Genomic DNA, 17,203 nt, shown 5'->3' on the forward strand with positions numbered 1-17,203 from the left:
CGCAATCCAAGTGCGAGAGCGGCGCACGACTCGGCCCTGATTTCGCGGATATCCGGATCGGGAGCAACCTCCGACCAGGCGACATCGGCATGGTCGCGCTGCCGGTCGCTTTTCTCCATTTCCTCGCCGGCGTGGCCGGCAGATACCCTGCCAGTTCTTTTCGGCCAGCCGGTACTGTCACGCTGAGCGGGTGCGTATCTCGCGAAAACTCGGTGTCGAGGCTGACCAGCCGCTCGAATGTCTCTTTCGAAACATTTCCCTGCGCTTGCAGACATCTCCCCGCATCACCTTCTCCCGACAATGTCGTCCTGATTCCATGGGATGACCGATGCCCGATGAGCCAGCTGAAAAAGGCGCTGCACGATAAAACCTTCGTCTGCGTCATGGAGTTCGTCCCCAAGTCCTCCGGCGAGAGCTTCGCCAGCATCGAAGCGCTCATGGCCCGCGCGCACCTGTGCGGCTGGCCCATGACGGTGGCCATCGCCGACCGAGTCGGCAGCCCCGTGGAAATGTCGCCGCTGGATGCGTTCGCCAGCTTCAAGCGACCGCTCCCCGCGCTGCTGCACTTCGCTGGCAAGGACCGCGAACGCCGCCACCTGCTGGCGCAGCTGCAGCAGATGGATGCCGCCGGTCTCGACCAGCTTCTGCTGCTCACCGGCGACCGGCTGCCGGGGCATGAGCCCGGCCAGCGCCCGGTGCGCTATCTGGAGTCGGTGGCCGCGCTGCAGATGGTTCGCCAGGCACGTCCGGACTGGCTGCTGGGCGCCGCGATGCATCCGTTCAAGTACCGCGAGGAGGAGGGCGGCGCGCAGTACTTCAAGGCCGAGAAGAAGCTCGCCGCCGGCGCGGACTTCCTGTCCCTGCAACTGGGCTACGACGCCTGCAAGCACCAGGAAGCCATGCACTGGATGAGCCGCCAGCCTGCGCCCAGGCCGCTGCTCGCCTGCGTCATGGCCCTGACCCTGAGCCGCGCCAGGATCTTCAGGCAGGTAGCCGGTATCGTGGTCACGCCCTCGATGCTCGGCCTGCTCGAAGCCGAGGCGGCCGTATCCAGGGCCCATGCCCAGGCGCGCAGCCTCGACAGGCTTGCGCTGCAGATCATCGGCCTGCGCTTGATGGGCTACGCCGGGATTCACCTGTCCGGCATTCATGGTTTGGAGCAACTGCTGACGCTGGAGCAGGCGATCAACGACTGGCAGGCGCGAATCCACTCGCTGGAGGAGTGGGCCCCGGCCTGGGATGCCTGCTGGCGGATGCCGGGGGGGCCGGCGGTGACCTTCCACCCGCCAGAGGCGAACTGGCGGCTGGGTGAGGCCAGCGTCAGCGCCTCGAGCAGGGAGATGCTGCGCTACCAACTGCTGTCCGGCGTGCATGCGCTGCTGTTCGATCGCCGCAGATGGCTGAGCCAGGCGTTTGGCTGGACGCTGCAGCGCCCGGTGTGGTCGACCCCCGCGGGGGCGCGCCTGCTGCATCGTCTGGAGCGCGGCGTGAAGAGGCCGCTGGTGGGTTGCGATACCTGCGGACGCTGCCGCCTGCAGGACACCCTCTACATCTGCCCCGAAACCTGTCCCAAGGGCCTCGCCAACGGACCCTGCGGCGGCACCTCGCTCAACCGCTGCGAGTTTGGCGACCGGGAGTGCATACATAGCGTCAAGTACCGCACCGCCCAGGCCGTGCGCCAGACCGCGGTACTGAAAGACCGTCTGATACCGTGCGTGGAAGAGGGCACGCGCCACCAGAGTTCCTGGCCGGCCTGGTTTGAGTCATCACGCTGAGCTGGCCTGGCCGCAGCGCCTGCCCAGCGGTGGGACAGGGTCGGCCATCTCCGATGGCTGGCTTTGCACCTTGGCGGAAACAAAAAGCCCCGCGGGGTGGCGGGGCGAATAGGGGAAACTCTCAGTCCCTGTAGATTAGCGCCCGGGGCGTGAAGATTTCGTCATGCGGATGTAGGCGCCTTGCGAAATTCAGCGCTGGCTCTGCAACTGCCCCGAGGTCCAGGCTGCCTCGAACTGCTGCCAGGCCTGACTTTCCGCTGCCTTGCAGGCGGCAACGCGCTTGTCCGACTCGGGGTACCGGCAGGAAGAGGGCATTGAGTAGAAGCGCTCCCATGCCTCTTCCTTCTTGGCGAGCTCAGCCTGCTTCAGGCGTGCCGCTGTCGCCAGTTCGGCCTGACGGCGCCGTTCGGCTGTCTGGAGCGCCTGTTGGTGAACGAGCTGCTCAGGGCTGAGCGGAACCTGGGGCGCCAGTTGCTGCTGCCGGGCCTGCTGTTGCTGCTGGAGTTTCTGGGTGGTTGCCCTGGAATGCTCGATCTGCCGCTGGGCCATGTTCTCGATGGCAGCGGTGCGCGCCTGGTAGACGGTGTAGACGCCCGAGACGGAGATGATCACGCCCAGAAGCCAGGCGATGGGGGAGAGTGGTCTGCGGCGGCGTCGTGCCATGAAGGTTCGTCCATGATGTGATGCAGTTCACAGAATGATAGCTCATGGCTTTGGGCAGCGGGAGTGCCGGAAACGAAAGTCTCACTCGCTGGCGGCGCCAATGGCGCCGAGTGGGGCGAGGCGATCCACTTGCACAGCCGGTGGGCGTATCACCCCGTGGTGCCCATCAGCACCTTGCACCTTTGTACCTGCCGCTTTGGGCGCAGGGATCGACATCGAGCCGGCCGCCGGCCAGTTGCTGAGCCAATACCAGCCCCGCCGGCGTATCCACGTCCCACAGCACGCCGGGATCGTCGACCGGCAACTCGCGTAGCGGCCGCTCCTTCAGCAGTGCCCGTGCGCCGTGCTCGCCGGTCAGCTGGGCCAGCGCCAGGCCGTGGAGATTGCCGAAGCCTACCGGATGCCCCCGTCTGCCGCGGAAAGTCGGCGCCACCAGGCTGTCATGCTCCAATGCAGCGACGACCAGCGCCACGGTGTCCGGCTGGATGAACGGCATGTCACCGAGGGCGATCAGCCAGCCGCGGCTGTCGGCGCTATGGCGTATGGCGGCGGCCAGGCTGTCGCCCATGCCTGCCGAGGCCAGGGTGAGCACCTCGAGGTCGAGGCGACGGGCGAGGGTCAGCACCCCGGTGTTGTCCGGTCGGGTGACCAGCAGCAGGCGCTCCACCGAGCCGTGCAGCGCTCGCACGGCGTGTTCCAGCACCGGCCTCTGGCTGCCGTCGCGGCCGCTGCAACTGGCCAGCAGCTTGTCCTGAGCGGCGCCGGCCTGTTCGCGGTAGCGGCTGCCGAGACCGGCGGCCAGCAGCACGGCGCACACGCCGTTCATGCCGGTTGCCCGCAGACATCCTGACGGGCGGGGCGAGCGACGGCCGCGCCGTTCTTCAGTGCGACAATCTCGGCGAGCAGCGACAGGGCGATCTCCGGCGGCGTGTGGCTGCCGATCGGCAGGCCGATCGGGCCGTGCAGGCGGGCGATGTCGGTGGCCGGCAAACCGAGGCTGGCCAGCCGTTCGCGGCGCCTGGCGCTGTTGAGCCGCGAGCCGAGCGCGCCGACGTAGAAGGCCCGCGAGCCGAGTGCGGTGAGCAGGGCCATGTCGTCCAGGCGCGGATCATGGGTGAGCGCGACTATGGCGGTGCGCTCGTCGGGCGCGATGGCCAGCACGGCGTCGTCCGGCATGCCGGGAACGAAGCGCGCGTGGTCGTCCGCCCAGCCGTGGGCGAACTCCTCGCGCGGATCGCAGACCAGCACCTCGAAGTCGAGCATCCGCGCCATCGCGCTGACGTAGCGCGACAGCTGGCCGGCGCCGATCAGCAGCAGACGCCAGCGCGGGCCGTACACCGCGCGCAGGCGCGCGCCGTCGAACTGCAGCGTCTCGGTGGGTACGGCGTCGTGCAGGGTCACCCGGCCGCTGGCCAGTTCCAGCTCGCGGGCCACCAGCCGATGTGCCGCGCAGCGCGCTAGCAGCTCCTCGACCCAGGCGCAGTCGGCGACCTCCTCCTCGGTCAGGCGCAGGGTGCCGCCGCAGGGTAGGCCGAAGCGCGCCGCTTCCTCGCGGCTGACCCCGTAGGTCAGCAGTTGCACGCCGGCGGTGGCGCGCGCCGCGCGGCCGTCGCGCAGGCGCGCGAGCAGGTCGTCCTCGATGCAGCCGCCGGACACCGAGCCGACCAGCAGGCCGTCGCCGCGCACGGCGAGCATGGCGCCCGGCGGACGCGGCGCGCTGCCCCAGGTCTGCACCACGGTGTACAGCAGCACACGCTGGCCGGCGCGGCGCCAGGCCAGCACGCGGTCGAGCACGTCGAAGTCGACGCTGTCCATCAGACCTTCCAGTCCATCAGCTGGTTGCGGATCGGCAGCTCGCGGATGCGCTTGCCGGTGGCGGCGAAGATGGCGTTGCACAGCGCCGGAGCGATCGGCGGCACGCCCGGTTCGCCGACGCCGCCCAGCGGCACCTCGCCCTCGGGGCGCATCAGGTGCACGGCGATCTCGCGCGGCGCCAGCGGCATGCGCGCCACCTGGTAGTTGTGCAGGTTGCTCTGCTCGACACGGCCCTGGTGGAAGCTGATCTCGCCGAGCGCGGCGTTGCTCAGGCCCATCACGCAGGCCCCCTCCATCTGCGCGCGGACACGCTCGGGGTTGACCACCGGGCCGCAGTCCACCGCCATGGTCGCCTTGTTGACGATCAGCACGCCGTCGGTACGCACCTCGACGTCCAGCACCACCGCCACGTAGCTGACGAAGCTGTAATGCACCGCCAGGCCCAGGCCGTGCCCCGGCGGTAGCTGCTGGCCCCAGCCGGCCTGGCGGGTGGCCTCCTCGATCACCGCGCGCAGGCGCCCGGTATCGAGCGGATAGAGGCTGGGCGACTCGCCGTAGTTGGTGGTGTCGGCGAGCAGGGCCGGATCGATCTTGCGTGGCGAGCCGATCAGTTCGAGCAGGAAGTCGCGATGGTCACGGCCGGCCGCCGCCGCCAGCTCGGCGACGAAGCTCTGGATGGCGAAGGCGTGGGGGATGTTGACCACCGAGCGATACCAGCCGACCCGGGTATGCACGGCCGCCTCGGGATTCTCCTGGCGCAGGTTGGGGATGCGCCAGGGCAGGCCGACGAAGCCCATGCCCAGCTCGAAGGGCTGCAGGTTGCGCGCCTGCGGCCCGAACAGCGCTCCGATGCTCGGTGCCACGCTGCGGTGCAGCCAGGCGCTGGCCTGGCCCTTGTCGTCGAGGGCGCCGCGCAGGTACTGCACCGACACGGTATGGAAATAGGAGTGCTGCAGATCGTCCTCGCGGGTCCACTGCACGCGCACGTGGCGCCCGGGGAACTCCCTGGCCAGCAGCGCCGCCTCGATGATGAAGTCGGGCTTGGACTTGCGGCCGAAACCGCCGCCGAGCAGGGTGACGTTGAGCGTCACCTGCGCGAAGGGAATGCCCAGGCGTTCGGCGATGCGCTGGCGTGCCGCCTGCGGCGCCTGGCTGGGGGCCCACACCTCGCAGGCGCCGTCGGTGAAGATGGCGGTGGCCACCGGCGGCTCCATCGGCGCCTGGGCCAGGTGCGGCAGATAGTACTCGGCCTCGAGCACCTGCTTGCCCTTCTTGAACGCGGTATCCACGCTGCCCATGCTGCGCAGGCGCTTGCCCGGCGCCCGCGCGGCCTTGCTCAGCTCCTGGCGGTAGGTATGCGAGTCGTAGCCGGCGTTGGCGCCATCGTCCCATTCCAGCTGGAGAGCCTCGCGGCCCCGGATCGCCGCCCAGGTGTTGCTGGCCACCACGGCGAGGCCGCCGAGCGGCTGGAACTCCGAGGGCAGGGGCGTGGCGCTGATCTCCACCACCCGGAGCACCCCGGGGACCTGCAGCGCGGCGCTGGCGTCGTGGCTCTTCAGGGTGCCGCCGTACACCGGCGGGCGGGCGATCACCGCGTAGAGCATGTTGTCGAAGCGCACGTCGGCGCCGAATACCGCGCGGCCGCGGACGATGTCTGCTCCGTCGATGGCGCGGTTGGAGTCCTTGCCGATGTAGCGGAATTCCTCGGCCTTCTTCAGCCGCAGCTTGTTGCGCGGCGGCACCTCCAGCGCCGCCGCGGCCTCGGCCAGCGCACCGTAGCCCAGGCTGCGTCCGCTCGGTACGTGCAGCACCTGGTGGCCCGCGGCGCGGCACTCGGCCAGTGGCACCTGCCACTGGTTGGCCGCGGCCTGCTCGAGCATCTGCCGGGCGGCGGCACCGCAGCGGCGCAGCGGGGCGAACCAGTGGCGCATGCTGCGCGAGCCGTCGGTGTCCTGGTTGCCGAAACGTTCCTCGTCGCCTGGCGCCTGCACCACGCGCATCATCTCCCAGTCCGCTTCCAGCTCGTCGGCCACCACCATGGCCAGGCTGGTGCGCACGCCCTGGCCCATCTCGGCGCGGTGGCAGACGAAGGTCACCAGACCATCGGCGGCGATGCTGAGGAACACCTTGGGGTTGTCGACCCAACCGTGCGGCATGGCGTCGGCGCCGAAGGCGTTCCTCTTGCTGGCGGCGAAGGCCTCGGGCATGCCCCAGCTGGCAGCGACCACCAACGCACCGGTGGCGGCGATGCCCTTGAGGAAGCCGCGACGACTGAGGTTGACGACCACCAGCTCGTCGCGTTCGGGTGCGTCCTGCTCGTGCTGGCTCATGCCTGTGCCTCCTGCAGCTTGCCGGCCGCGCTCTGGATGGCCGCGCGGATGCGCGTGTAGGTGCCGCAGCGGCAGATGTTGCCGACCATCGCCGCCTTGATCTGGCCGTCGTCGGGATTGCGGTTGCCCCTGAGCAGCGCGGTGGCGGCCATGATCTGCCCGCCCTGGCAGTAGCCGCACTGGGCCACGGCATGCTCCAGCCAGGCCTGCTGGACCACCTTGCCCACCGGGTCTTCGTGCAGCGCCTCGATGGTGGTGACCCGTTTGCCGAGCGCCTGGCCGACCGAAGTGAGACAGCCGCGCACGGCCTGGCCGTCGAGGTGCAGTGTGCAGGCGCCGCACTGCCCCATGCCGCAGCCGAACTTGGTGCCGGTGTAGCCGACGACGTCGCGCAGCGCCCACAGCAGGGGCATCTCCTCGGGGACATCGAGCTGGTGATCCGTACCGTTCAGGTTGAGGGTGATCATCGCCGCATTATCCTTGTGGTGGTCACGGTGCTGTCGCGGCAGGGGAGCTGTCAGCAGTAGGCGCCGGTCGACAGACGGTCGAGTGAGACTTTAGCCCAATCGGGGGGCGCAACGTCGAGAGGCAAATGCTGCAAATGCAAAACGCCGCCGGTGGGGCCGGCGGCGTTGCGGGTGCACATTGTGAGGCTGGTGATCAGCGGGACTGCAGCCAGGCCCGCCAGCCGCCGAAATGGCTGATGTCCTCGGCGCCCACCAGGCCGTAGCCGTCGCAGATGAAGCCGGTTTCCCAGCGGCCGTCTTCCAGCTCGACCTTGCCCAGCCCCAGCGGCGCCGGGATGCCGGCGAGGAAGGAGCTCAGCTCGCGGCTGGGCAGTTCCCAGACCTCCACGGCGATGGCCGCGCCGCCTTCGCCGACGCGGACCATGCCCGGGCGCAGCGGCGGGCCGCCGGCCAGCGCGTACAGTTTGTAATGGGGCGCGCTGCGGGTGGCCTCGACCAGCCGGCCGCCGCGCTGGACGAGTTGCCAGTTGAGCGGCAGGCCGGCCAGATGCGCGCCGCATACCACCACGCGGGCCAGGTCGTTGCGTGCCGGGGTCGCCGGTGCCGGCAGGTCGAGGGCGCGGCCGCCGGCCAGCGGCAGGGCGTGCCGGCGCTGCACGGCGTCGGCCAGGCCGAGCAGGTACTGGTCGGTGAAGGCGCGGCCGAACAGGGTCACGCCCCACGGCAGGCCGTTGGCCATGACCCCGCTGGGTACCGCCACCGCCGTGTAGTCCAGCAGGTTCATGAAGTTGGTGTACCAGCCCAGCTCGGAGTTGCGCAGCACCGGTTCCGCGTGCAGCTCGGCCAGGGTCACCGGGCGGCCGATGGTCGGGGTGAGCACGCAGTCCAGCTCGGCGAGGATGCGGTCGCACTGCGCCTTGAGCGCCTGCAGGCGGTACTGGGCGCGGAACGCCTCGACCGCCGTGGCGCCGGGCGCCTGGGCCAGCACCGCACGGATCACCGGCAGCACCGCCTCGGGCTCGCGCTCGACCAGCTCGCCGGCCACGCTGTAGCGCTCGGCCACCCACGGCCCCTCGTAGAGCAGCCGCGCGGCTTCGAGGAAGGGCGAAAAATCGATCTCCACCGGCGTGCCGCCCAGGCTTTCCAGCTGGTGTATGGCGGCGGCGAACTGCAGCGGGCCTTCGCTGCAGCCGAAGAACCGCAGGTCCTGTGTGCGCGGCACGCCGAAGCGGAACGGGCGCGGCGCGCCGAAGGCCGAGGCGTCGTTCCACAGCGGGTTGGCGCGGCTGTAGTCGTCGCGCGGATCGAACCTGGCGGTCAGCGCCAGCAGTTGGCTGGCCTCGCGGGCGGTGGCGGTGAAGAAGGTTACGCAATCCAGCGTGCGGCAGGCCGGCACCACCCCGGCGGTGGAGATCAGCCCCTTGGTCGCCTTGAGGCCGACCAGGTTGTTCAGCGCCGCCGGCACCCGGCCGCTGCCGGCGGTGTCGGTGCCGAGGGCGAAGCTGGCCAGGCCCAGCGCCACCGCCAGCGCCGAGCCGGAGCTGGAGCCGCCGGCCGGGTAGTCCGGGTGCAGGCTGTTGCGGCACGCGCCGTAGGGCGAGCGGGTGCCGTTGAGGCCGGTGGCGAACTGGTCGAGGTTGCTCTTGCCCAGCGGCACGGCGCCGAGGGCGAGCAGCTGCTCGACGATGGTGGCGCTTTGCTGCGGCACATAGGCGAAGGCCGGGCAGGCGGCCGTCGTGGGAATCCCGGCCAGGTCGATGTTGTCCTTGATGGCGAAGGGCACGCCGTACAGCGGCAGCTCCGCCGGACTCCTGCCGTCGAGGGCGGCCAGATAGGGTTCCAGCTCCTCGGCGCTGAGCAGGTGGATGAATAGCCTGAATTCCGGGTTGAGCTGGGCGGCCCGCTCGCGCAGCGCGGCGAGCAGCTCGCGCGGGGTGGTGCGGCCGTCGAGATAGGCGGCGCGCAGGGCGTCGAGGCGCAGGTCGAATGGATGGTGCATGGTCGGTTTCCTTGTTCCGGTCGTGCCATGGCACGGCGTAGGGTGCGCCGTGCGCACCCATGAATCTGGTGGTGCGCATGGCGCACCATACGGTTGTCTCGGCGCTCCGATGGCTCCCACGCGGACGGTTCGACGTCTCAACGTGGGAACGATCAGCAGCGACTTATGCCTCCTCGAGCACCACCACCCGCTGGCCGGCGCGCACCGGCGAGCCGGGCTGCACGCGGACCTCGCGGACCACGCCGCCGACCGGGGCGGTGAGGGGGATCTCCATCTTCATCGACTCGAGGATCACCAGCACGTCGCCGGCCGCGACCGTTTCGCCCTCGCTCACCTGCACCTGCCAGAGGTTGCCGGCGATGTGGCTGTCGATACCGTGCTGGCCGGCGCCGAGCGGGCTGTCCTCGCCCAGATCCGGGCCGACTTCCTCCACCTCGAAGTGCGCCTGGCCGGAGTCGATCCAGCGCTGGCGCTCGGCGGCGAAGGCGCCGCGCTGCTGGGCGCGGAACGCGGCGATGCCCTCGGCTTCGTCCTGGAGGAACTGCTGGTAGTCGGCCAGCGCCAGTTCGCTGTCCTCGATGCGCAGCTCGAAACGGCCGAGCGGGAAGTCGCGGCGGATACGCAGCAGCTCGTCGGCGGACACCGGGTAGAAGCGGATCTGGTCGAAGAAGCGCAGCAGCCAGGGCTTGCCGCGGAAGGCTTCGACCTCGCGGTAGCGGTTCCACATCTGCAGGGTGCGGCCGACGAACTGGTAGCCGCCGGGGCCTTCCATGCCGTACACGCACATGTAGGCGCCGCCGATGCCCACCGAGTTCTCCGCGGTCCAGGTGCGCGCCGGGTTGTACTTGGTGGTCACCAGGCGGTGGCGCGGATCGAGCGGGGTGGCCACCGGCGCGCCGAGATAGACGTCGCCGAGGCCCATCACCAGGTAGCTGGCGTCGAATACCGTGCGGTACACCGCGTCGAGGTTGGGCAGGTCGTTGATCCGGCGGATGAACTCCAGGTTGCTCGGGCACCAGGGCGCGTCCTTGCGCACCGTGGTCATGTACTTGTCGATCGCCAGCTGGCAGGCCGGGTCGTCCCAGGACAGCGGCAGGTGGACGATGCGCGACGGCACCTTCAGATCCTGCGCGGCGCACACCGCGTCCCACAGGCCGGCGACCGTCTCCAGCAGCACGGCCAGCGGCAGGGTTTCCGGCTGGTAGTGCACCTGCAGCGAGCGGATGCCGGGCGTCAGGTCGATCACCCCGGCGAGGTCCTTCGCCTGCAGCGCCTGCATCAGCGCATGGCCGCGAAAGCGCAGCACCAGGTCCAACTCCGGTGCGCCGATCTCCAGCAAGAGGTGGGTGTCGCCGGACAGGCGGGCGACCAGGCGGGTGTCGTCACTACCGAGGTCGAGGACGATGGGAGTTGTAGGGGCGCATTCATTCGCCGCTTTTGCAGCCTCGATGTAGGCGAATGAATTCGCCCCTACTTCATCGCGGCGGGCCTTGGCCAGTTCGCGGGCGGTTTCCAGGCTGACCGGCACGAAGCGCAGCTTGTCGCCGGCCTTGAGCTGGCCGAGCTGCCAGAGGTCGGCCTCGATCACCGTCACCGGGCAGACGAAACCGCCCAGGCTCGGCCCGTCCGGGCCGAGGATCACCGGCATGTCGCCGGTAAAGTCCACCGCGCCGATCGCATACGGGTTGTCGTGGATGTTCGACGGATGCAGGCCGGCCTCGCCGCCGCTGTCGCGCACCCACTCGGGTTTCGGCCCGATCAGGCGCACGCCGGTGCGGCTGGAGTTGAAGTGCACTTCCCAGTCGCTGGCGAGGAAGGTGTCGATGTAGGCCGGGGTGAAGTACTCCGGCGCGCCGTGCGGGCCGTAGATCACGCGGATCTCGCGCACGGCGGGCAGCGGCGCGCACAGCTCGGCGGCCAGCGCGGCGCCGGCGCTGGCGTCGGCCAGCGGCGCCAGGTGCAGCACGTCGCCGGCGCGCAGCGCGCGGCCGCCGTGGCCGCCGAACTGGCCGAGGGTGAAGGTGCTCTTGCTGCCCAGATAGTCCGGCAGCTGCAGGCCGCCGCGCACGCAGAGATAGGAGCGCGCGCCACTCCCCGCGATGGTGCCGAGGCTCAGGGTGGCGCCGGAGGGGACGAACAGCGCGGTATGCATCGGCTGTTCGATGCCGTCGAGCTGCACCGGAATGGCCGCGCCGGTCACCGCCACCACCGCGTCGGTGTTGAAGCGCAGCAGCGGGCCGCTCATGGTGATTTCCAGGCCGGCGGCGCCTTCGGCATTGCCGAGCAGGCGGTTGCCCAGGCGCAGGGCGCGGTCGTCCATCGGCCCCGACGGCGGCACGCCGACCGCCCAGTAGCCGAGGCGGCCGGGGAAGTCCTGCACGGTGGTCTGGGTGCCGGCGCTGAGCACCTCGAAGGTGCTGGCGCGGTAGGCGAGGCCTTCCAGGCAACGGGTCCAGGGCGAGCCGCTGGCGAAGGGCGCATCCTGGATGATCTGCCGCAGGTAGTCGCGGTTGGTTTCCACGCCGTACAGCAGCGAGTCGGCCAGCGCCTGGTCCAGTGCGGCGCGGGCCTCGTCCCGAGTGGGCGCCCAGGCGATGACCTTGGCGATCATCGGGTCGAAGTAGGGCGGAATCTCGCAGCCGGCCTCGACCCAGGTGTCGATGCGCAGGCTCCGGCCGTCGGCCGCCGGGAAGTCCACCGCGGTGAGCAGGCCGGGGCTGGGCTGGAAGTCGCGGCCCGGGTCCTCGGCGTACAGGCGCGCCTGGATGGCGTGGCCGCTGGGCGCGAGGGTCTTGGCCAGCTCGGCGAGCGGCGCCAGCGTGCCGGCGGCCAGCTCGATCATCCAGCGCACCAGATCGACGCCCCACACCTGCTCGGTGACGCCGTGCTCGACCTGCAGGCGGGTGTTCACTTCGAGGAAGTAGAAGCGCTGGGCCGCGCTGTCGTAGACGAACTCGACGGTCCCGGCGCTGCGGTAGTTGACCGCCTTGGCCAGCTTGATCGCCGCGGCGCAGAGTTCCTCGGCCATGCCGGCCGGCAGGTTGGGCGCCGGGGTTTCCTCCAGCACCTTCTGGTTGCGCCGCTGCACCGAGCAGTCGCGCACGCCCAGGGCGAGCACCTCGCCGGCGCCGTCGCCGAACACCTGCACTTCCAGGTGGCGGGCGCGCTCGATGTACTTCTCGATGAACACGCCCGAGTCGCTGAAGTTGTTCTGACCGAGGCGCTTGACCGCCTCGAAGGCCTCGGAGAGTTCCGCGGCCGAGCGGCACACGCGCATGCCGATGCCGCCGCCGCCGGCGGTGCTCTTGAGCATCACCGGGTAGCCGACCGTTTCGCCCGCAGCCAGCGCCGCGTCGAGGCTTTCCAGCAGTTCGGTGCCTTCGAGCAGCGGCACGCCGTGCTGTTTGGCCAGCGCGCGGGCGGTGTGCTTGAGGCCGAACACCCGCAGTTGCTCCGGGGTGGGGCCGACGAAGGCGATGCCGGCGGCCTCGCAGGCCTCGGCGAAGGCGGCGTTCTCGGAGAGGAAGCCGTAGCCGGGGTGGATGGCCTGGGCGCCGCTCTGCTTGGCCGCGGCGAGGATCTTGTCCACCACCAGGTAGGTGGCGGAGGCCGGGCCTTCGCCGAGGCTGAACGACTCGTCGGCCTGCCGGATATGCAGGCTGGCGGCGTCGGCTTCGGAGTAGACGGCCACGCCGCCTACGCGCAGTTCGTGGAGGGTGCGCAGGATGCGGCAGGCGATGGCGCCGCGGTTGGCGATCAGGAGTTTGTCGAACATGGAGGAGGCCACCATGCAGTGGCGGGTCGTCCCGCCGGAAATCTTCTGCACCACGGTCGTCCGTGGTTGGTATTCGGTGCCAGCCGATGGCGTGGCTCGGTGGGAAAGGCTTCGCCGTTTCCCACCCTACGTTTGCCGGGGCTTTCGCAGGGTGGATGACCGCGCAGGGTCATCCACCGTCAGTCCCACACCAGCACCTGCGCCGGTGTCGGGTTCCAGCCGTTGCACGGGTTGTTCAGCTGCGGGCAGTTGGAGATCAGCACGATCACGTCCATGTGTGCCTGCAGCTCCACGTACTTGCCCGGCGCGGAGATGCCGTCCTCGAAGGTCAGGCCGCCTTCCGGGGTGACCGGCACGTTCATGAAGAAGTTGATGTTGGCGCCGATGTCGCGCTTCTCCAGGCGGCCGTCGGCGAGGCTGGCGCGCAGGAAGTTGTCGCGGCAGCTGTGCATGTAGCGCGTCTCCAGCGCGTAGCGCACGGTGTTGCTCTCCTGGGCGCAGGCACCGCCGAGGGTGTCGTGGCGGCCGCAGGTGTCGGCGACTATGGTCAGCAGCGGATTGCCGAGGTTGGAATACAGCACCGTGCCGGCGCTCAGGTAGACGTTGTTCTGCCGGCGCAGGGTGCGCTGCGGGTCGTAGCGCTCGCGCGGATTCCTCGCGCTGTAGAACAGGGTGTCGACCGCCTGGTTGCCTTCCAGGTCGAGCAGGCGCAGGGTCTGCCCGGCCTTGACCTCGAACAGGTAGGGCTCGCCGGCCGGGATGACGTGGCGGAACGCGGCGGTTTCGGGATGCAGGGAGCTTTCGACGAGGCTCATGTCGGGTCCTCAGATGTACAGACGTTCGGTGTTGTGGAAGCCGCGGCCGTTCTCCGCGCGCGAGGTGCGGCACAGCACGCTGATGCCGTCGCTCTCCACCCGGTGCCAGGTGAGCTGCAGCGGCTTGGGCGAGTACACCGGGTTGGGGTCGAGCGGGTGCTGCAGGGCGGTGAGCACCACCAGGGTGTCCATCGGCGCGTACAGCTCGACGTAGTCGCCGGCGCGCGAGTTGCCCGGCTCGAACTCGAAGCTGCCGGCGCCGTCCACGCTGACCTTGCTGAACAGGTTGAGGGGCATCAGCAGGTCCTGCAGGTTGAGGTTCCACTTGCCCAGCTCCACCAGCAGGTTGTCCACGCCGTTGCGGTAGAAGGCGTTGCGCAGCTCCTGGTAGCGGCCCTGGCCGTACTTCTCGCGCACCTCCTCGGCATTCAGCACGCCGCCGAAGCTGTCGTGCCAGCCGCAGGTGTCGGCGGTGATCGCCGCCAGCACCCGGCCCATGTCCGAGTACAGGCAGTGGCCGGCGGTCAGTTTGGCGGTGTGCTGGCACTTGAGGGTGTCCGGCAGGTTGAGGCGCTCGCTCTTTTCCTGGGCGTTGAGCAGCAGCAGGCTGACGTTGGCGCCGCCTTCGAGGTCGGTGATGCGCAGCACCTGGCCGCGCTTGAGCACGAAGGAGGTGTGGCCGCCGCCGGGGACGAGTTCCTCGTACAGGGTCGGGCGCAGGGTCAGGGATGCAGTCATGGGGTAGCTCCTTTACAGCGCGGATTGCAGCCCGGCGCCGAGGTGCGCGGGCAGGGCGTCGACGGCCGCGCGCGCGGCGCGGCGGTCGGCGTTGAGGGGGATGTCGTAGGTGACGCGGGCGCCGTAGGCGCCGGGGGCGTGCGGGTCGACGCGCACCTTGTCGAACACCAGCAGGCGCGTGCCGAGGCTGAAGCCCTCGGACAGGTCGTGGGTGACCATGAACACGGTGAGCTGGGTCTCGCGCCACAGCTCCAGCAGCAGGGCGTGCATGTCCTTGCGGATGCCCGGGTCGAGCGCGCCGAACGGCTCGTCGAGCAGCAGCACGCGCGGTTTCATCACCAGCGCCTGGGCGATGGCCAGGCGCTGCTGCATGCCGCCGGACAGCTGGGTGGCGTACTTGTCCAGCGCGTGGCCGAGGCCGACCTTCCTGAGCATCGCGGCGGCCTGCTCGCGGGCCTCGCGCTTGGCTGCGCCGAACAGCCGGCCGAGCAGCGGCGCGCGCGGCAGTTCCAGGCCGAGGGCGACGTTGTCCAGCACCGACAGGTGCGGGAACACCGTGTAGCGCTGGAACACGATGCCGCGGCTGGCGTCCGGCTCGCCGGCCAGCGGCGCGCCGTCGAGGAGGATCTGCCCGCGGCTGGGGCGCTCCTGGCCGAGCAGCAGGCGCAGGAAGGTCGACTTGCCGCAGCCGGAGGCGCCGACCAGGGTGCAGAACTCGCCTTCGGCGACCTTGAGGTCGAGGCGCTCGATGACCACCTGGTCGCCGTATTCCTGCCAAATGTTCTTGACCTCGATGAAGCTCATGCCTTGGCTCCTTCGTACCAGGGGAAGGCCAGCCGGGTCAGCCGGCGCAGGCCCAGATCCATCAGCCAGGCGAGCAGGGTGATCCACGCCACGTAGGGCAGGATCACGTCCATCGCCATGTAGCGGCGCACCAGGAAGATCCGGTAGCCGAGGCCGTCGGTGCTGGCGATGGCCTCGGCGGCGATCAGGAACAGCCAGGCCGAGCCGATCACCAGGCGCAGGGCGATCAGCAGGCGCGGCAACAGCTGCGGCAGCACCACGCGCAGGATCAGCGTCCAGGTGCTGGCGCCGAGGGTCTGCGCCTTGATCAGCAGCTCGGCGGGAATCTCGCGGGCGCGCTGCTCGAGGTCGCGGGCCAGCACCGGGGTGATGCCGATGACGATCAGCATCACCTTGGCCAGCTCGCCGAGGCCGAAGACGATGAACAGGATCGGCAGGATCGCCAGCGGCGGCACCATCGACAGCACGGTGAGCAGCGGCGACAGCGGCGCGGCGAACAGCGGCAGGCTGCCGGCGGCGATGCCCAGGCACAGGCCGGCGACTGCGGCGATGCCGATGCCCAGCCCCAGGCGGGTCAGGCTGGCGCCGGCGTCCTGCCAGAACAGGTAGTCGCCGCTGCGCTTGTCCGGGGTGAAGGCCAGGCGCTCGACCGCCGCGGCCATCTGCGTGGCGCTGGGCAGCAGCTTGTCGTTGGGGTTGTCCGCCAGCCGGCTGGCCGAGCCGCTGAAGTAGGCCATCAGCAGCAGGGCGAAGGGCAGCAGCACCAGCAGCAGGCGGCCGCTGCGGCCGGGGTGTCGGTTGATCAGGCGCATGGGGTTACCTCATGGCGTTCGAGAGCGACGGTAGGGGGCGCCGTGCGCACCGGGCGCGAGGGCTGGTGCGCACGGCGCACCCTACCGGGGGGTCAGAGCTTGCCGTCGGCGGCCAGCTGCATGTAGCTGGGATCGAAGCGCAGCTTGACGTTGCCCTCGTCGCCGCGGGTCAGGCCGCCGGCGAAGCTCATGCCCACCGCGTCGGCGCTGGGCGCGCCTTCGCCGAGCAGGCCGTGGGCGAAGGAGAAGTCGGCGACCTTGCCCATGGTTTCGCGCAGGCGCGGGCTGGTGGCGAACTCCACGGCGTCCTTGGCCGAATAGAACATCCGCGTCGCCGCCAGCTGCGCCTCGAAGCCGGCCAGGTCGGTGCCGGAGGCCTTGGCCATGTGCTCGCGGGCGGCCTTGCCGGCAGCATCCTGGGCGCTCATGGTGGCCATGATTTCGTACCAGGCGCCGGTCAGCGCCTTGCCCAGCGCCGGGTTGTCCCTGAGGGTGTCGCTGTTGACCACCATCAGGTCGATGATCTCGCCGGGGATCTCGCTGGAGTCGAACACCTTGCTCACCCCCGGGGTGGCGGCCACCTCGGCGAGCAGCGGGTTCCAGGTGGCCACCGCCTTCACCTCGTCGCTGGCGAAGGCCGCCACCAGGTCGGCGTCCGAGGTGTTGACCACCTTGAGGTCGCGCTCGCTCAGACCAACGCGCTCCAGGCCGCGGGCCAGCAGGTAGTGCGATACCGACAGCTCGACCAGGTTGACCGGAGTGCCCTTGAGGTCGGCGAGGCTCTGGTTCTCGCCCTTGATGACGATGCCGTCGTTGCCGTTGGAGAAGTCGCCGACGATCAGCGCGGTGGAATCCACGCCGCCGGCGGCCGGGATGGTCAGGGCGTCCATGTTGGTCATGGTGCAGCCGTCGAACTGGCCGGCGCTGTACTGGTTGATCGACTCGACGTAGTCGTTGAGCTGCACCACGTCGATGTCGATGCCGTACTTCTTCGCCCACTTGTCGACGATGCCCTGGGTGGCGCCGTACTCCCACGGCATCCAGCCGGCGTAGATGGTCCAGCAGACGCTGAAGTGGTCTTTCTGGGCGGCGTGGCTGCCGAAGCTGATGGCGGCGGCGAGACTGGCGGCGAGGGCAGCGAGAAGGCGGGGCTTGCGCATGGTGTTCCTCCGAGGCGGTTGGTGGCGGCAGGAGCGGGGCGGCGTAACGG

The 17,203-nt window shown here is 69.9% G+C and carries 13 protein-coding genes; 1 reads left to right on the forward strand and 12 read right to left on the reverse strand.

The genetic code is table 11. From position 1 onward, the window contains the following. Positions 1-335 precede the first annotated feature (335 nt). Positions 336-1,775: a methylenetetrahydrofolate reductase C-terminal domain-containing protein gene (locus tag BLT78_RS03230; RefSeq protein ID WP_090347594.1), complete on the forward strand. Its 1,440-nt coding sequence runs from the start codon at positions 336-338 to the stop codon at positions 1,773-1,775. Between the two features lie 189 nt (positions 1,776-1,964). Here the strand turns inward: BLT78_RS03230 and BLT78_RS03235 are convergent, their stop codons facing one another. From BLT78_RS03235 to BLT78_RS03290, 12 genes are all read right to left on the reverse strand, one after another. After that, entirely contained in the window at positions 1,965-2,438 is a 474-nt protein-coding gene (locus BLT78_RS03235; RefSeq protein ID WP_090347595.1) for a hypothetical protein, read from the reverse strand. Positions 2,439-2,604: 166 nt separating this feature from the next. Beyond that, the gene (locus tag BLT78_RS03240) at positions 2,605-3,264 is read right to left on the reverse strand and encodes a nucleotidyltransferase family protein (protein WP_090347596.1); all 660 of its coding nucleotides are present in this window, start codon (positions 3,262-3,264) and stop codon (positions 2,605-2,607) included. Beyond that, positions 3,261-4,253 (reverse strand): XdhC family protein, encoded by a 993-nt coding sequence (locus BLT78_RS03245; RefSeq protein WP_090347597.1) that lies wholly within the window; start codon positions 4,251-4,253, stop codon positions 3,261-3,263. Before BLT78_RS03245 ends, BLT78_RS03240 begins: the two co-directional genes overlap by 4 nt. Beyond that, a complete protein-coding gene (locus BLT78_RS03250) occupies positions 4,253-6,583 on the reverse strand; it encodes a xanthine dehydrogenase family protein molybdopterin-binding subunit (RefSeq protein WP_090347598.1) in 2,331 nt (776 codons plus the stop codon). The genes BLT78_RS03245 and BLT78_RS03250 overlap by 1 nt, the downstream gene beginning before the upstream one ends. Then, positions 6,580-7,050: a (2Fe-2S)-binding protein gene (locus BLT78_RS03255; RefSeq protein WP_090347599.1), complete on the reverse strand. Its 471-nt coding sequence runs from the start codon at positions 7,048-7,050 to the stop codon at positions 6,580-6,582. Before BLT78_RS03255 ends, BLT78_RS03250 begins: the two co-directional genes overlap by 4 nt. A 193-nt stretch (positions 7,051-7,243) precedes the next feature. After that, positions 7,244-9,049, reverse strand: a complete 1,806-nt coding sequence (gene atzF / locus BLT78_RS03260) for an allophanate hydrolase (protein WP_090347600.1) — start codon at positions 9,047-9,049, stop codon at positions 7,244-7,246. Between the two features lie 163 nt (positions 9,050-9,212). Continuing rightward, positions 9,213-12,824 (reverse strand): urea carboxylase, encoded by a 3,612-nt coding sequence (gene uca, locus BLT78_RS03265; RefSeq protein WP_090352104.1) that lies wholly within the window; start codon positions 12,822-12,824, stop codon positions 9,213-9,215. Positions 12,825-13,003: 179 nt separating this feature from the next. Then, positions 13,004-13,639, reverse strand: coding sequence for an urea amidolyase associated protein UAAP2 (locus BLT78_RS03270; protein WP_090347601.1), 636 nt, complete (start codon positions 13,637-13,639; stop codon positions 13,004-13,006). A gap of 9 nt (positions 13,640-13,648) precedes the next feature. Then, the gene (locus BLT78_RS03275; protein WP_090347602.1) at positions 13,649-14,377 is read right to left on the reverse strand and encodes an urea amidolyase associated protein UAAP1; all 729 of its coding nucleotides are present in this window, start codon (positions 14,375-14,377) and stop codon (positions 13,649-13,651) included. A gap of 12 nt (positions 14,378-14,389) precedes the next feature. Then, positions 14,390-15,181 carry an ABC transporter ATP-binding protein gene (locus BLT78_RS03280; RefSeq protein WP_090347603.1) on the reverse strand — a complete coding sequence of 264 codons (792 nt, stop codon included), beginning with the start codon at positions 15,179-15,181 and terminating at the stop codon, positions 14,390-14,392. Next, positions 15,178-15,993, reverse strand: coding sequence for an ABC transporter permease (locus BLT78_RS03285; protein ID WP_090347604.1), 816 nt, complete (start codon positions 15,991-15,993; stop codon positions 15,178-15,180). Before BLT78_RS03285 ends, BLT78_RS03280 begins: the two co-directional genes overlap by 4 nt. Before the next feature lie 92 nt (positions 15,994-16,085). Beyond that, on the reverse strand, positions 16,086-17,153 hold the full coding sequence (locus BLT78_RS03290; protein WP_090347605.1) for a putative urea ABC transporter substrate-binding protein: 1,068 nt from the start codon (positions 17,151-17,153) through the stop codon (positions 16,086-16,088). Between the last annotated feature and the right edge of the window lie 50 nt (positions 17,154-17,203).

The sequence above is a fragment of the Pseudomonas oryzae genome (genome assembly GCF_900104805.1).
In the GTDB taxonomy this organism is placed as follows: domain Bacteria; phylum Pseudomonadota; class Gammaproteobacteria; order Pseudomonadales; family Pseudomonadaceae; genus Geopseudomonas; species Geopseudomonas oryzae.

Coding starts and splice junctions, on each gene's coding strand:
- BLT78_RS03280 (WP_090347603.1), bottom strand. CDS start 15,181: ATGAGCTTCATCGAGGTCAAGAACATTTGGCAGGAATACGGCGACCAG.
- atzF (WP_090347600.1), bottom strand. CDS start 9,049: ATGCACCATCCATTCGACCTGCGCCTCGACGCCCTGCGCGCCGCCTAT.
- BLT78_RS03290 (WP_090347605.1), bottom strand. CDS start 17,153: ATGCGCAAGCCCCGCCTTCTCGCTGCCCTCGCCGCCAGTCTCGCCGCC.
- BLT78_RS03250 (WP_090347598.1), bottom strand. CDS start 6,583: ATGAGCCAGCACGAGCAGGACGCACCCGAACGCGACGAGCTGGTGGTC.
- BLT78_RS03235 (WP_090347595.1), bottom strand. CDS start 2,438: ATGGCACGACGCCGCCGCAGACCACTCTCCCCCATCGCCTGGCTTCTG.
- BLT78_RS03240 (WP_090347596.1), bottom strand. CDS start 3,264: ATGAACGGCGTGTGCGCCGTGCTGCTGGCCGCCGGTCTCGGCAGCCGC.
- BLT78_RS03255 (WP_090347599.1), bottom strand. CDS start 7,050: ATGATCACCCTCAACCTGAACGGTACGGATCACCAGCTCGATGTCCCC.
- BLT78_RS03230 (WP_090347594.1), top strand. CDS start 336: ATGAGCCAGCTGAAAAAGGCGCTGCACGATAAAACCTTCGTCTGCGTC.
- BLT78_RS03275 (WP_090347602.1), bottom strand. CDS start 14,377: ATGACTGCATCCCTGACCCTGCGCCCGACCCTGTACGAGGAACTCGTC.
- uca (WP_090352104.1), bottom strand. CDS start 12,824: ATGTTCGACAAACTCCTGATCGCCAACCGCGGCGCCATCGCCTGCCGC.
- BLT78_RS03270 (WP_090347601.1), bottom strand. CDS start 13,639: ATGAGCCTCGTCGAAAGCTCCCTGCATCCCGAAACCGCCGCGTTCCGC.
- BLT78_RS03285 (WP_090347604.1), bottom strand. CDS start 15,993: ATGCGCCTGATCAACCGACACCCCGGCCGCAGCGGCCGCCTGCTGCTG.
- BLT78_RS03245 (WP_090347597.1), bottom strand. CDS start 4,253: ATGGACAGCGTCGACTTCGACGTGCTCGACCGCGTGCTGGCCTGGCGC.